General features: G+C 39.2%; 14 protein-coding genes. 9 read left to right on the forward strand and 5 right to left on the reverse strand.

Annotated elements, in window-relative coordinates:
* Nucleotides 1-11 precede the first annotated feature (11 nt).
* Entirely contained in the window at nt 12-2,117 is a 2,106-nt protein-coding gene (locus ACK2WI_RS15725) for a HEPN domain-containing protein (RefSeq protein WP_409151541.1), read from the reverse strand.
* A 146-nt stretch (nt 2,118-2,263) separates the two neighbouring features.
* On the opposite strand from ACK2WI_RS15725, the gene ACK2WI_RS15730 reads away from it, so the two are divergent.
* Genes ACK2WI_RS15730 through ACK2WI_RS15745 form a run of 4 tightly spaced genes read left to right on the forward strand, consistent with a single transcriptional unit; the run spans nt 2,264 to nt 5,757 of the window.
* A complete protein-coding gene (locus ACK2WI_RS15730) occupies nt 2,264-3,277 on the forward strand; it encodes a PstS family phosphate ABC transporter substrate-binding protein (protein ID WP_312696168.1) in 1,014 nt (337 codons plus the stop codon).
* Entirely contained in the window at nt 3,252-4,142 is an 891-nt protein-coding gene (pstC, locus tag ACK2WI_RS15735; RefSeq protein WP_093096545.1) for a phosphate ABC transporter permease subunit PstC, read from the forward strand. The genes ACK2WI_RS15730 and pstC overlap by 26 nt, the downstream gene beginning before the upstream one ends.
* Nucleotides 4,139-4,993 carry an ABC transporter permease subunit gene (locus tag ACK2WI_RS15740; protein ID WP_312696167.1) on the forward strand — a complete coding sequence of 285 codons (855 nt, stop codon included), beginning with the start codon at nt 4,139-4,141 and terminating at the stop codon, nt 4,991-4,993. The genes pstC and ACK2WI_RS15740 overlap by 4 nt, the downstream gene beginning before the upstream one ends.
* The gene (locus ACK2WI_RS15745) at nt 4,948-5,757 is read left to right on the forward strand and encodes a phosphate ABC transporter ATP-binding protein (protein WP_093096550.1); all 810 of its coding nucleotides are present in this window, start codon (nt 4,948-4,950) and stop codon (nt 5,755-5,757) included. Before ACK2WI_RS15740 ends, ACK2WI_RS15745 begins: the two co-directional genes overlap by 46 nt.
* Before the next feature lie 73 nt (nt 5,758-5,830).
* Here the strand turns inward: ACK2WI_RS15745 and ACK2WI_RS15750 are convergent, their stop codons facing one another.
* Nucleotides 5,831-7,327, reverse strand: coding sequence for a dicarboxylate/amino acid:cation symporter (locus ACK2WI_RS15750; protein ID WP_409151542.1), 1,497 nt, complete (start codon nt 7,325-7,327; stop codon nt 5,831-5,833).
* 309 nt (nt 7,328-7,636) lie between these two features.
* The gene (locus tag ACK2WI_RS15755; RefSeq protein WP_093096554.1) at nt 7,637-7,987 is read right to left on the reverse strand and encodes a 4Fe-4S dicluster domain-containing protein; all 351 of its coding nucleotides are present in this window, start codon (nt 7,985-7,987) and stop codon (nt 7,637-7,639) included.
* Between the two features lie 160 nt (nt 7,988-8,147).
* Between ACK2WI_RS15755 and ACK2WI_RS15760 the strand changes: the two genes are divergently transcribed.
* The 5 genes from ACK2WI_RS15760 to dnaJ all read left to right on the forward strand — a co-directional run bounded on the left by ACK2WI_RS15760 (nt 8,148) and on the right by dnaJ (nt 11,935).
* Nucleotides 8,148-9,164, forward strand: coding sequence for an acyl-CoA reductase (locus tag ACK2WI_RS15760; RefSeq protein ID WP_312696165.1), 1,017 nt, complete (start codon nt 8,148-8,150; stop codon nt 9,162-9,164).
* A 60-nt stretch (nt 9,165-9,224) separates the two neighbouring features.
* Nucleotides 9,225-9,428, forward strand: coding sequence for a fructose-6-phosphate aldolase (locus tag ACK2WI_RS15765; protein ID WP_093096556.1), 204 nt, complete (start codon nt 9,225-9,227; stop codon nt 9,426-9,428).
* Nucleotides 9,429-9,434: 6 nt separating this feature from the next.
* Nucleotides 9,435-10,118 carry a cell division ATP-binding protein FtsE gene (locus tag ACK2WI_RS15770; protein WP_093096558.1) on the forward strand — a complete coding sequence of 228 codons (684 nt, stop codon included), beginning with the start codon at nt 9,435-9,437 and terminating at the stop codon, nt 10,116-10,118.
* A gap of 137 nt (nt 10,119-10,255) precedes the next feature.
* Nucleotides 10,256-10,774 carry a nucleotide exchange factor GrpE gene (locus tag ACK2WI_RS15775; RefSeq protein WP_373865676.1) on the forward strand — a complete coding sequence of 173 codons (519 nt, stop codon included), beginning with the start codon at nt 10,256-10,258 and terminating at the stop codon, nt 10,772-10,774.
* Between the two features lie 9 nt (nt 10,775-10,783).
* Entirely contained in the window at nt 10,784-11,935 is a 1,152-nt protein-coding gene (gene dnaJ / locus ACK2WI_RS15780) for a molecular chaperone DnaJ (protein ID WP_093096560.1), read from the forward strand.
* A 141-nt stretch (nt 11,936-12,076) separates the two neighbouring features.
* Here the strand turns inward: dnaJ and kdsA are convergent, their stop codons facing one another.
* Together kdsA and recQ are read right to left on the reverse strand one after the other, a co-directional pair.
* Nucleotides 12,077-12,892 carry a 3-deoxy-8-phosphooctulonate synthase gene (gene kdsA, locus ACK2WI_RS15785; RefSeq protein WP_093096563.1) on the reverse strand — a complete coding sequence of 272 codons (816 nt, stop codon included), beginning with the start codon at nt 12,890-12,892 and terminating at the stop codon, nt 12,077-12,079.
* A 7-nt stretch (nt 12,893-12,899) separates the two neighbouring features.
* Nucleotides 12,900-15,089, reverse strand: coding sequence for a DNA helicase RecQ (recQ, locus tag ACK2WI_RS15790; RefSeq protein WP_093096566.1), 2,190 nt, complete (start codon nt 15,087-15,089; stop codon nt 12,900-12,902).
* Nucleotides 15,090-15,147: the final 58 nt, after the last annotated feature.

Genomic DNA, 15,147 nt, shown 5'->3' on the forward strand with positions numbered 1-15,147 from the left:
TCTCTCCTCTCTTATTGGTTTACTACACGCCATTCTTCCCTACGTTCTTTTGCCTCAATGCAAAATGCCTTAGCTTGTAGCAAATAGGTTCTTGCAAATTCTTCGGAAGGCTCGTATTTATTAATCTGTAATACTCTATCTGAAAATGTAGATGGAAACTGGAAGTAGTCATCATTTACATAGTTATCATCAAACTCTTGAATTACTGCAGTTTGTGTGGAAGCATTTATCCCTTTATCTAACAATAATGCTTTTGCGGTCCATACAAACGAACTATAAGAATGATAGATGGCATCAGCGAATTGCTTTTGCTCCAAAGCCAGTTCTGCTAATTCTAATTTTTCTTCCGCCTCTAATAACAGGGTTGCTACTAGATCTATTACAACACCCGCACATTCACCAACACCAATCGCAGTCTCAAAACTTTCTTCATGACCCCAATCGATATGCTCGTCTGCACTTAGATTTCCCAGTTCAGCCAATGGCTTCAATAACCTATAAAAATGATCTTTTCCTTGTTGCTCATAGTATGCGATGAAGTTTTGTTCTTTATTCTTATTGGACTTAAAATCAGCTAATATAACATCGACTACTTGAAGCACCCTTTTAGTAGGAACTTTGATCACGCGGTCAGCAACTCTTCCTTTACCATCGCCAAGGGTTCCTCCACCAAGCATAACCTGTGCCGCGGGAACTACATTACCATTCACTTTTACGGAGCTACCATGGAAGCCGATATGGGCAAGCCCATGTTGGCCACAAGAGTTCATACAGCCAGAGATCTTAATCTTCAGCTCTTTTTCTTGGATAAAATCCTGATGGAATTCATGGATATAGTTTTCTAACACTCTTGCCATTTCAGTGGAATTAGAAATCCCTAGATTACAGGTGTCTGTTCCAGGGCAAGTAGTAATATCGGCAGTGCTATTGTATCCTGGTTTTGCAAAGCCTAATTTCAAAAGCACATTGTAGATGCTTGCCAAGGATTCAGGACGAACATATTTGAACAAAAGATTTTGGTCTTGGGTAATTCGTATATCATCAGCCACATGATCTCTGATACCATCAACTAGTACACGTGCTTTTTCAGTAGAAATATCACCAGTTTGGATATTCGCATAAACCCCATAATAACCTTTTTGCTTCTGTTCGAAGGTGTTTGTGGCTTTCCATAACTCAAATCCAAGGAGATCATGGGCAGTTTCTTCTTCGACTTTTTTGGTTGGAGGTTCTGGTTGAGAAACAGCGTCAACATCGAAGGAAACCAATTTATGTTTTACAGCTATTTTCTCTTCTTCGATCAAGTTCAAAACTGTTTCCAAGCCTAGTTTTTGGACCAAGAACTTAAATCTGGCTTTATTTCGGTTATTTCTTTCTCCATAGCGATCGAAAACGCGAATGGTAGCCTCAGCATAAGGCAGGATTTCATCCTCCGGGAGGAAATCATAAACTTCATGCGCTAAGATAGGTTGAGCTCCCAAGCCACCGCCCAACATAACCTTAAAACCGCGTTGTTCTTTACCATCTACGATCCTAACCTTAGGAATAAAGCCAAAATCATGGATATAAGAGAATGCAGTATCCTTATCAGACGATGAAAAGGAAATCTTAAACTTCCTGCCCATTTCTGCGCAGATTGGATTACGAACAAAATATTTAAAAGTTTGATGAGCATAAGGAGAAACATCAAATGGTTCCTCAGGATCAATCCCTGCGGTTGGAGACGCTGTAACATTCCTTACCGTATTTCCACAGGCTTCTCTTAAGGTCATATCATCCTCAGCAAGCTTGGCCCACAGTTCTGGGGTTTTATCTAAGCTTACGAAATGGATTTGGATGTCTTGTCTGGTTGTTAGGTGAAGGTTTTTGCTTGCGTACTCATCTGAGATATCTGCGATTTTTAATATCTGCTGAAAAGTAACTTTTCCAAACGGGAGTTTAATCCTCACCATCTGTACACCCGGTTGCCTCTGCCCATATACTCCCCTAGCTAAACGCAAGGATCTGAATTTTTCCTCAGGCAGCTCACCTTTCCGATATGCCCTGATCTTCTTTTCTAATTCTATGATTTCCTGTGCTACTACAGGATTCTCTAATTCTGTCCTAAAGCTCTGCATTCTATCTTCAATTATTAAAAAGGTAATTATTCACCTCTTTAGTTAGGTTATTGTTAATGTTTATTCGACAAATGTATAAAATAATTATAAAAGAACTATACAAAGTCTACCAAATTACTATATATTTGTGTAATTAATTTCAAAGGATGCGTAAAAAACAGCGACTTAGAGTATTTAAAACACTGATATTTAGTTCCTTAATCCAAATTGTAACATTTTCTTGCGCACCGAAGGTCGATCAAGGTTATGATAAAGAGAGAGGATTTGTCGGTACAATTTCCATTTCTGGAGCATTTGCACTCTACCCAATTGCAGTTTTATGGAGTGAGGATTTCAAGAAATTACATCCGAATGTGAGGTTTAATATTTCTGCTGGAGGTGCTGGTAAAGGCATTTCAGATGTACTGTCAAATATGGTAGACATTGGCTTGGTATCCCGCGACCTTCATCCTATTGAGATAGAAAAAGGCGCATTGCCCATCATCGTGGCAAACGATGCCGTTATTGGGACGCTGAACAGCAATCACCCCAATTTATCATCCCTTTTAAAACGGGGTTTGAGTCAAGATGAATTGAAAGACATCTTCGTAACAGGCAAGATTAAGAAATGGAGTGATTTGGATCCTAGTTTTATTAACAAAAACATTGAGGTATACATACGCTCGGATGCTGCTGGCGCGGCTGAGACCTGGGCTAAATATTTAGGTGCTACCCAAGAAGAATTGAAAGGTATCGGGATTTTTGGTGACCCGGGCTTAGCTCAGGCAATTAAAGACAATCCCCTAGCTATTGGTTTCAATAATATAAACTATGTCTATGATTTAAACAGCAAAAGAACGACTGCTAATATTGTAGCCCTTCCATTGGATATTAATGCTGATCATAAGATTGACGCCCAGGAAAACTTCTATAGCGAATTGGACAGTCTTACCAATGCGGTTGCAACTGGGAAATATCCTTCTCCTCCTTCAAGAGAGCTCATGTTTGTTTTAAACAAGGGACATCAATCTAAATTGCTTGAAGAATTTGTCCGCTTTGTCATGACAGACAAACAGCAGGCTTATTTGCTGGACAATGGATTTGTGCCAATTAACAAGGAATTAAACAAGAAAGAAAACGAAAAACTGCTTGCGAGTGAATTACAGACTGATAAAAGATAAGTTAATCAAAAACCTCTCAGGGATTTTATTGGGAATATGCCTTTTGGTGATATTGGCAATTCTCGTTGGCTTAAGTATTAAAGCAGAGCCCCTGATAGCCACTGAATCTCTTTGGACGATCTTGAGCAGTAGCGTTTGGTCACCAATGAAGGGAAACTTCGGATTTCTACCCTTCATCATGGGCACAGTCTGGGTGACATTAATTGCTTTGATCATTGCAGTGCCTTTATGTCTTTCTGCCTCAGTATACTTGGTGGAATATGCGGGCAGTAGATTGCGAAATTTCGTTTTGCCTTTGGTGAATGTCCTGGCAGCAATCCCACCAGTGCTTTACGGAGTTTGGGGTGTATTGTTCGTAGTACCCTTAATTGGAAAATATATTGCACCGTTATTTGGAATCAGCAGCACTGGTTATTCTGTTTTTTCTGGAGGTATCGTATTGGCTGTCATGATTTTCCCTATCATGGTCAGCATCATGGTTGAGGTATTACAGACTATTCCCAAGGAATTGAGGTCAGTTTCACTTTCTTTGGGAGCAACAAAGCTGGAAACTATCCAACAAGTCATCTTAAAGAAAGCCCGACCTGGAATAATGGCCGCAATAGTTCTGGCAGTATCCAGAGCATTTGGAGAAACCATTGCTGTTCTAATGGTTTGTGGCAATATCCCAAAGATTCCTCAATCTATATTTGATGCAGGATATCCTTTGCCAGCACTAATTGCCAATAACTTTGGGGAAATGATGTCAATTCCTCTGTACGATTCAGCATTGATGTTTGCAGCCTTGCTGTTGTTTCTGATCATATTGGGTTTTAACCTGATTTCAAGAGGGATTTTAAAGAAAATGGAGGCAAAGAATATATGAGCAACATCAATAGAAGGCTGAGAAAAGAAAAATTTGCCAAACTCCTTATGCAGGGTTCTGGCATAATCATTACGGGTTCCTTGTTCTTTATCATTGGGACTATCCTCTATAAAGGGCTACCATATTTGAGCTTGGACATGATCACGAAGACGCCCGAAGGAGGTTTCTATGTTGGCAAAGGCGGTGGAATCCTAAATGCTATCCTTGGGTCGCTTTATCTCGCTGGTTTATCAACCTTTTTGGCTACCATCATAGGAATTCCGATCTGTATTTATCTGAATATATATTCCAAGAAAGGATCAAGGATCAGTCGGTTTTCTAAATTGATATTTGACGTTCTATTCGGAGTCCCATCTATTGTATATGGGGCTATAGCTTTCAGTATTATGGTTTGGTTAGGTGTCAGGGCATCTTTGATAGGTGGTGTTATAACCATAACCCTGCTCACCATCCCGATAGTTGTGAGGACCTTGGATGAATTAATCCAAACGATTCCAACTGATTTAGGGCATATCACCACTTCTTTAGGAGCAACGCGTTGGGAATCAGCAAAAGTCATGATTACCTATATAAAACCAGGATTATTCACAGCTATTTTACTGGCATTTGGACGAGCGATTGGCGATGTGGCGGGTGTGCTTTTGACGACTGGCTTCAGTGACAATATCCCGATCTATCTGGATGAACCTACAGCAACTCTCCCATTAGCCATTTTCTTTCAATTGAGCAGTCCTATCCCTGAGGTACAAGGCCGGGCCTATGCTTCAGCATTAATTTTAACTATCATTATCTTACTTATCGTTATATGTACGCAATACCTAGCATCGAGACAGAAAAAACACAGGGCATAATTCATCAGGTAAATCCACATATTGAGATCAAAGGGTTGAATGTCTATGTTGAGGATCAACATATATTAAAGAATATCAACCTAGAGATCCCAAACAACTGTATTACTTCCATAATTGGACCTTCAGGATGTGGTAAAACTACCTTACTAAAGACGCTCAATAGGCTGTTGGATGATTCCACAGAGGTCAGGGTTACTGGTTCTGTCCTTGTCAATGGAGAGGATATTTATGGACCTGATGCGGAAGTAACACATATTCGAAAAAAGATGGGCTTATTGTCTCAAAAGCCTTTTCCATTACCCATGTCGATTTTTGACAATATTGCTTATGGTCCGAAAATACATGGTAATAAAGATAAAAAGTCTTTAAAAGCTATTGTTGAAAGACAGCTGCGGAATGTAGGCTTATGGGAAGAGGTAAAAGACCGTTTAGATGGGTCAGCAAGTAAATTATCGATAGGTCAGCAACAAAGGTTATGTCTTGCAAGAGGATTAGCGGTGGAACCAGAAATCATATTAGGTGATGAATCCACCTCGGCATTGGATCCTATTTCGACTCAGGTAATTGAAAACCTATTGATCCAATTAAAACAAGATTATACCATTGTTCTGGTTACCCATATCCTCCGCCAAGCTAGAAGGGTATCTGATTACATCTTATTCCTATACAATGGTGAAGTAGTTGAATTTGGACCTTCAGAACAGATCCTTTTAGAACCACAACATGAAATCACAAAACAGTATGTCAAAGGATTTATTTCATAATCATAATTAATAGATAGAAAAAGGGAGCAATTCGAATGAAAAGCTCCCTTATTTATTTAAATATTCTTATGGTTTAGGCCCTAGTCTCACCCTCAGGCCCTTCTTCTATTACTTCGGCAATTTCATCTATTCCATCTTCATCAGAATCCTGCCTAAATGGGGCGGTTTCATCAAATTCCCCCTCCCACTTGGCGACTACCACAGTAGCTAAACAGTTTCCGATTACATTCACAGAAGTTCTAGCCATATCCATTAATTCATCGATACCCAAGATTGCAGCAATAACAAATACCGGCAAACCAAATTGATCAGCTGTAGCAATCAAAATGATCAATGAAGCTCTTGGAACGGCAGCAACCCCTTTAGACGTGATCATCAAAGTGAAGGCGATCATCAATTGTTGACCGAATGACAAATGAATACCTGCAGCTTGAGCAACAAAGATTGAGGCTAACGAAAGATAAAGCGAGGTACCATCTAAGTTAAAGCTGTAACCGGTAGGAATTACAAACGAAACAATTTTCCTTGGCACACCAAACTTCTCCATGGCGCTCATGGCTTTTGGAAGAGCAGCATCAGAACTTGTTGTTGCAAATGCAATAGAAACAGGTTCTTTGATGGCATTGATGAATTGCTTAACAGGTATTTTTAGGTAAAGCGCTACAGGCAGTAATACCCCAGCGAGGAAGAAAATCAACGCTAAGTACAAGGTTGCCAATAGCATAAACAGGTTCTTGAGGATATCAATCCCAAGATGTCCGACTGTATAGGCCATAGCAGCACCAACACCAATCGGCGCAAAGAGCATGACCAGGTTGGTAAACTTGAACATGGCTTCGGAGAGCGATTCTGCGAAGTCCACAAAGGGCTTTCGTTTCTTTTCATCCACCATGGCAAGTCCAATACCAAAGATTACAGCGAAAACAACGATCTGTAATACCTTATTTTCGTATACTGATTTTACAATATTTTCAGGGAAAGTATCTCTAAAGAAAGACGTGAATTTGTAGATCCAATGGGCACTTTCATCAATATGCTCAAGTGCAACCTTGTCTCCATCAGAAATTGCAGAAGTCTGTGGTAATTCTTCATGGGGCATGTGCTCAATATCGATACCTACACCAGCACGAGTCAAGTTAATAGCACCTAGACCAATGAAAATGGCACAGGTAGTAGCACAGAAGAAATACAACATGGATTTCCAAGCCATACGACCTACTTGCTTCAGATCCGAGTGACCAGCAATACCAAACACCAAGGTGGAGAACAAGATTGGTCCAACAATGGTTTTCACTAACTTGATAAATCCTTGGCTCAAAGGCTGCAATGCCTTCGCCACATCTGGAAAATCAAGCCCAACAAAAATACCCAATACCATACAGGTCAGGATCCATGTTGTCAATCCTTTTCGAACGATGGCATTCCATACCAAAACAATGGCAGTAACCCAACGAACAACCATCATCAATGATGCGGGAATTGGCGCAAGATTAAATTCATAGAGGAGGGTCAGGACAGAAGCTATCGCAATGGTCGCAAGTAGAACATATCCTGTAGTTTTTTTTGACATGTAGATTTAATAAGGTTATTTATTTCTTTTTTTTACTTTTTAGACGAACAAAAATAAAAAAATAGCGCTGCAAACCAAATCTTTTGCGTTATTGTATTTCATGAAACGGGAGGATTTTTTGCATTTTAAAGCGTAATATCTTGAATCAGAGAGATAGGTTAAGGATAAAAATATTCGGGAGGATTGTAAAATAAGAGCTACATACGCTTACCGATAGGCTGAAATCAGCTCAATTAATCTTCCGTATATTTTTGGGAAATAAAAAAACCACCTCGTAAAAGGTGGTTTATAAATAAAATATCATTAGGATTATTCAGCGTGAAGCCAAGCTTTCTTCGCTAATAATTCTTCTTCTGTTTCACGAACGTCTTCATCCTCAACACAACAATCAACTGGACATACAGCAGCACATTGAGGTTCATCATGGAATCCAACACACTCCGTACATTTATCTGAAACGATATAATAAACTTCATTGGAAATAGCATCCTGTGATTCATTCGCGTCAAGAGTTACTCCATCACCAAAATCAATCACACCATCCAATGCTGTACCATCTGAAAACTTCCAACTTACACCAGCATCATAGATTGCATTATTTGGGCATTCTGGTTCACATGCCCCACAATTTATACATTCGTCAGTAATTTTAATTGCCATTTATGTCCTTACAATAAAATAATAAACTAATTTTGCACTTTCAAAGTTAATACTAATGCCATACACTCAAAAATAAAAGTATACAAAATTAGTAGTTATTTACTTTGATATGGCAAATATACGGCAAAAAAAACACAGATTAATTATAAATAGTAAGATTTTGACAAGAGAACAGAGAATAAACGCCTTCGTAAAACTAGGACAATTCCTTCAAGCTGATGAGTTGAAGAACTCCCCCATCTTGGATTCAGCAGTTCATAAAAATGCTTGGTATACCAAACCAAATGTGTTACAACAGATCCATGCTATTGCGCATAATCTAACTCATGAAAAATTGGAAAAATGGTTAAAGGATATTCCTAATCACGATATTGATAAATCTGTCGGTTTAGTATTAGCGGGAAACCTTCCATTAGTGGGATTCCACGATATTATGTGTGTACTTCTGGCGGGATTCACTGCCAAAATCAAAGTGTCTTCGGACGATGCCGGATTAACTAAATTTATTTTGGATCAGTTAATTGAAATCGAGCCTCAATTCGCAGAAAAGATTCAATTAGTAGAAAAACTAGAGAATTTTGACCTGGTCATTGCAACTGGTAGCAATAATTCAGCACGCTATTTCGAATATTATTTCGGCAAAAAACCAAATATCATCCGTAAAAACAGAAACTCACTTTCGGTCCTTTCTGGTGATGAAACTAAAGAAGAATTAGTGGCACTTGGACATGATATCTTTGATTATTTTGGATTAGGTTGCCGTTCTGTTTCCAAAATCTTTATTCCAGAAGGTTACGATATTGCAAAACTCTTGGACAACCTAGAATCATTTCATCCGATTAAGGATCACTCAAAATACAACAACAATTACGATTTCAATAAATCAATCTATTTGATCAACAAGAACAAACATTTTGACAATGGATTTCTATTGTTGAAAGAAGATGAAAGCCTAGCTTCTCCCCTTGCCGTTGTTCATTTCGAATATTACAAATCAATGGAGGAAGTTGAAAAGTACATTATCGCTCATAAAGATAAGATCCAATGTATTACCAGCGACATGGATTTGAAGGTTAAAGATGTCCCTGTATTTCCATTTGGCGCGAGCCAATACCCTGAATTGGATGATTATGCCGACAATGTAAATACATTAGACTTTTTATTGGCGAACCAATAATTAGCTTTTATTGTCGTTATATGAGTGTGAATTCGTAAAAAATTATAATTTTGTTTGACTATGTATGTTATTAAGGTTAAAGGTGTAGCAAAAATTCCAGATTATGTTCAATTAAGGGACGATGCATTTACGCTTTTGGCTTATTTCCGCGTGGATAGACCCGACAAATCATTGGAAAAAATCGGTCTTGGCGACAAATCTGAATACATTATGGATGTTGTTCGTGAGTTGCCATTTGGCCAAATAAAGAAAATCGACTTATAAATTACTATGAGAGAGACAAATACGGTTATCAAGCTTAAACATGTAGATATCTATCAACAAAAACACCTTGTACTTTCAGATGTTAACTTAGACATTGCCCAAGGAGAATTTTTATACCTTATTGGACAATCTGGTTCAGGTAAAAGTAGTTTATTGAAAATAATCTACGGTGACCTATATATCGCGAATGGCGAGGGAATGATTGCTGGATTTGACCTGAAAAAACTTCATGAAAATGATGTGCCTTATTTACGCCGTAAATTGGGGATCGTTTTTCAGGACTTCCATTTATTGAACGACCGTACCGTTGAGAAAAACCTTGAATTTGCCCTTAAGGCAACGGGCTGGAAAGAAAAAGCTCAAATCGAGAATAGAATCGTTGATGTATTGGAAAAAGTAGGGCTTCGTTCTAAACTTAAAAAAATGCCTCATGAACTTTCCGGTGGTGAGCAACAACGTGTCGTTATTGCGAGAGCACTATTGAACAACCCTGAAATCATCCTTGCCGATGAGCCTACAGGAAACTTAGACCCTGCTACATCCGAAGAAATCGTCTTGTTATTAAGAGACATCGCTTCCTCAGGAACAGCAGTCTTAATGGCTACACACGATTACCAAATTATTAGAAATATGCCTGCACGTATCCTGAAAACAGCAGATGGTGCGTTGCATGACAATGTCAGCATCTAATAGCTGACAATACCATTTTAATCCGACATTATTGCTAGTGGATCCAGTAAACACTGACAGCATGTCGGATTTTTTTTGTTGGCAAAAAAATTGATGGATGCCATGTTAAGGTTACTTAAACTAGATATTAGGAGATGATAAACGAGAACGAGAATATTCAAGACCCAGAAATGAACAATTCGGAGGAGAATGTAGAGCAAGGTTCTGCAGCAACCGAAGAACTTACCAATAAGTTAAACGAATCCAACGATAAATATGCCCGCTTGGTTGCAGAGTTTGACAATTACAAAAAGAGAACTGCAAAAGAAAAGATCGATTTAATGCAATCTGCTGGTAAAGATGTAATCTTAAAATTATTACCCGTAGTTGATGATTTCGACAGATCCCTAAGCTTTATGAAAGATGTTCCTGCTGATGACCCCATGAAACAAGGCATCGATTTGGTTTACCATAAATTGAAGAAAACCATGGAACAACTTGGCGTAAAGGAAATCGAAGTTATTGGTCAACCTTTTGACCCTGAATTCCAAGAAGCCATTACCCTCATTCCTGCTCCTACCCCAGATTTAAAAGACAAGGTTATCGATGTTATTGAAAAAGGTTATACTTTGAATGACAACGTAATCAGATTTGCGAAAGTAGTAGTAGGCCAATAAATATAAAAGATGTCAAAAAGAGATTATTACGATGTCCTTGGTGTAACCAGAACGGCAGAAGTAACAGAAATAAAAACATCATATCGTAAGCTAGCCATCAAATACCATCCAGACAAAAACCCTGGAGACAAAGAGGCTGAAGACAAGTTTAAAGAGGCTGCTGAGGCTTATGAAGTCCTGAGCAACCCTGAAAAAAGAAGACGCTATGACCAATTCGGACATGCAGGCAATTCTGCGTCTGGATATGGCGGTGGCGGCATGAATATGGACGACATCTTCAGTCAATTTGGAGATATCTTTGGCGGCGGCAATCCGTTTGAAAGCTTCTTCGGAGGTGGCGGCGGTGGTACTCGTGGCGGACGTCGCGTCCAACGCGGAACCAACCTGAGAATCAAAGTCAAACTTACCCTAGAAGAAATTGCTAAAGGAGTTGAGAAAAAGGTAAAAGTAAACAAACAGGTGAAATGTAATACCTGTGATGGTACTGGTGCCAAAGACAAAAACTCTTACCATACCTGTAATACCTGTGGTGGTTCGGGTTCTGTAAGACGTGTGACCAACACTATCCTTGGTCAGATGCAAACCACTAGCACCTGCCCTACCTGTAATGGTGAAGGCGTTGAAATCACTGCAAAATGTACTTCATGTAAAGGTGAAGGCCTAGTTCGTGGTGAAGAAACCATTTCAATCAATATTCCAGCAGGTGTGAGCGAAGGCATGCAATTGTCCATGAGTGGAAAAGGTAATGCTGCCCCTCGTGGTGGAATCCCTGGAGATTTGATCATCTTGGTTGAAGAAGTTCCTCACGAAACTCTGAAACGCGATGGCATCAATGTGATCTATGATCTATATATCAATTTTGCGGATGCTGCACTAGGTACTAGCGTAGAAATACCGACCATAGATGGCAAAGCAAAGATCAAGATCGAACCAGGAACCCAAGGCGGCAAGATCCTTCGTTTAAAAGGAAAAGGCCTTCCAGAAGTAAATTCATACCACAAAGGTGATCAGTTGGTTTATGTGAATGTATGGACTCCAAAAACAGTTTCCAAAGAAGAAAAAGAACTTTTAGAGAAACTTAAGAACTCCGCTAACTTCAAACCACAACCTGGTAAAAGCGAAAAATCATTCTTTGAGAGAATTAAAGAGTATTTTGAATAATGGATGTGAGATGTGAGATATGAGACATGAGATATTAAGTTGAATAGACTTTCTACTATCTCAATACTCAAATCTAAAATCTCATATCTAAAATCTAAGACATAAAAAAGCTGGTTTGAATAAACCAGCTTTTTTTATGTCTTAAAGAATCGCTTCCCTAATTCTTTGCAATTTCACCAACAGATCTTCTAACAGATCTAGGTGGAGCATATTTGCGCCATCAGATTTGGCATTTGCAGGGTCAGGATGGGTTTCAATAAACAGTCCATCAGCACCAACAGCTATGGCAGCCTTGGCGATGGTCTCGATTAACTCCGGTTTACCGCCAGTCACTCCTGAACTCTGGTTTGGCTGTTGCAAGGAATGCGTACAGTCCATTACCGTAGGAACATTAAAGGATTTCATGACTGGTAATCCCCTATAATCTACGATCAAGTCCTGATATCCGAAAGTATTACCACGATCAGTTAGAATGACCTTAGGGTTTCCAGCATCTTGGACCTTCTCAACAGCAAATTTCATCGACTCCGCAGAAAGGAATTGTCCTTTTTTGATGTTTACCACTTTTCCAGTCTCAGCAGCTGCGATCAAAAGATCCGTCTGTCTACATAGGAATGCTGGAATCTGCAGCACATCCACATAAGCAGCAGCCATTGCAGCTTCATGGCTTTCGTGGATATCAGTCACTGTAGGTATTCCAAAAGTCTTCCCTACTTTTTCCAACACTTTCAATGCTTTTTCATCCCCAATCCCAGTAAAAGAATTTCCTTTAGAACGATTTGCTTTACGGTAAGACCCCTTGAAAATATATGGGATGTTTAGTTTATCAGTGATATTAACGATTTTATCCGCAATACGTAAAGCGATTTCTTCACCTTCGATGGCACATGGTCCTGCCATCAAGAAGAAAGAAGAAGAGTTGCCATTTTTGATTTCTGGCAAATATGTATTAATCATATAATTTTTAATTACCTAGTTCCGACATAAATTTGATGCGCATCAACTGGATGTCCTCAAAGGAATAATCCTCCTCGCCCAATTCATCCAATGCAGTTTCAATGGCATCATTCTCAGCTGTTTTAAAATAATCGTAGACCTCATCTTGTCGATCCTGATCAATCATTTCATCCACAAAATAACCAATATTTAATTTGGTGCCTGAATTTACGATAGACTCCACCTCACGCAAAAGATCCTCATAACTGATACCTTTTGATGATGCTATATCCTCCAAGGAAATCTTTCTATCGATATTCTGGATAATGGAAACCTTCAAAGCTGATTTATTGGCCGTACTCTTGATCACCAGATCCTGAGGCCTATCAATATCGTTATCTTCCACATACTTCTTGATCAGTTCTACGAATGGAGCGCCAAACTTGATGGCTTTCCCTGAACCGACCCCTTGGATTTGCTTCAGTTCATCAATGCTAACCGGATAATGGGTACACATTTCATCCAACGACGGATCCTGGAAAATAACAAATGGAGGCAGTGATTTCTGCTTTGCGATCTTCTTCCTAAGATCTTTTAACATTTTAAGAAGCTCTGCATCTAATGCCCCAGTCTGTCCCGAACCTTCTTCAGAAGAATCTGATTTAGACATTTCCATCGGTTTATTTAATATAAACTTCAATGGATACGGATTATTGATGTATTTGTTTCCTGCTGGAGTCAACTGTAGCAGACCATAATGGTCAATATCCTTCTTGATAAAATCTGCCAATTCAGCCTGACGGATCAATGAGTTCCAGAAATTAACCCCTTGCTCCTTCCCTGAACCAAATAAGGCATGGGTATCATGTTTATATTTTGAGATAGGCTGATTGTTTTGACCAATCAAGACATTGATAATATGTTGATCATCAAACTTATCCCCCTCCTCTTTGATAAAATTCAACACGGTCAATAATGGTTCCTCCGCATCAAAATAAGTTTTTGCTGAGCGACAATTATCACACATGGAATTACATCCAGTATCATCAAACTTCTCACCGAAATAATGAAGGATCTGCTTTCTGCGACAAACTGCCGATTCAGAATAATCAATCACTTCCTTCAATATTTGGGTACCAATTTCCTTTTCAGAAACCGGCTTATCTTTCATAAACTTAGTCAGCTTTTCAACATCTTTCTCGGAGTAAAAAGCCAAACAATAGCCTTCCCCACCATCACGTCCAGCACGACCAGTTTCCTGGTAATAACCTTCCATCGATTTAGGGATATCATGGTGGATGACATAACGGACATCAGGTTTATCGATGCCCATTCCAAAAGCAATCGTTGCAACGATTACTTCGATATCTTCCATCAAAAACTTATCCTGAGTATCAGCGCGGGTCTTGGCATCCAATCCAGCATGATAAGGAAGCGCTTTAATGCCGTTGATATTTAATACCTCAGCAATCTCTTCTACCTTCTTGCGGCTTAGACAGTACACAATACCGGCTTTTCCGGCATTACTTTTAATAAAACGGACAATCTGCTTGATTACATCTTCCTTAGGCCTCACCTCATAGTACAGGTTTGTACGGTTGAACGAAGACTTAAATAAAGTCGCATCATTCATTTGAAGGTTCTTACGGATATCAGACTGTACCTTTGGGGTAGCGGTGGCAGTCAATGCAATAATTGGGATATCCTCCCCAATTTCATTGATTACCTGACGGATCTTGCGATATTCCGGCCTAAAATCGTGCCCCCATTCTGAAATACAGTGTGCCTCATCAACAGCCACAAATGAAACTGTTATACTTCTTAAAAAGTTAACATTTTCCTCTTTGGCTAAAGATTCAGGAGCGACATACAAAAGCTTGGTTTTACCATCTTGTACATCCTGCTTGACACGTTGAATTTCGTTCTTGGTAAGGGAGGAGTTCAAAAAGTGAGCGATGCTGTCTCTGCCTCCAAAAGCGCGAACTTGGTCGACCTGATTCTTCATCAAAGCAATAAGCGGAGAAATAACAATTGCTGTCCCCTCGCTCATCAAAGCAGGCAACTGATAACAGATTGATTTTCCGCCACCTGTAGGCATTATCACAAATGTATCCTTCCTATTCAGAACATTGGTAATAATTGCTTCTTGATCGCCTTTAAAAGTGTCGAACCCAAAAAAATCTTGAAGATTGTCGAAAAGTGATTTTTCTATTTCCATTGACTATGCAAAATAAATAGATGTAATAACGGTATGAATAATACGTGCTAAATAATGT

The sequence above is a fragment of the Sphingobacterium sp. BS-2 genome, from assembly GCF_046161205.1.
GTDB lineage: Bacteria > Bacteroidota > Bacteroidia > Sphingobacteriales > Sphingobacteriaceae > Sphingobacterium > Sphingobacterium mizutaii.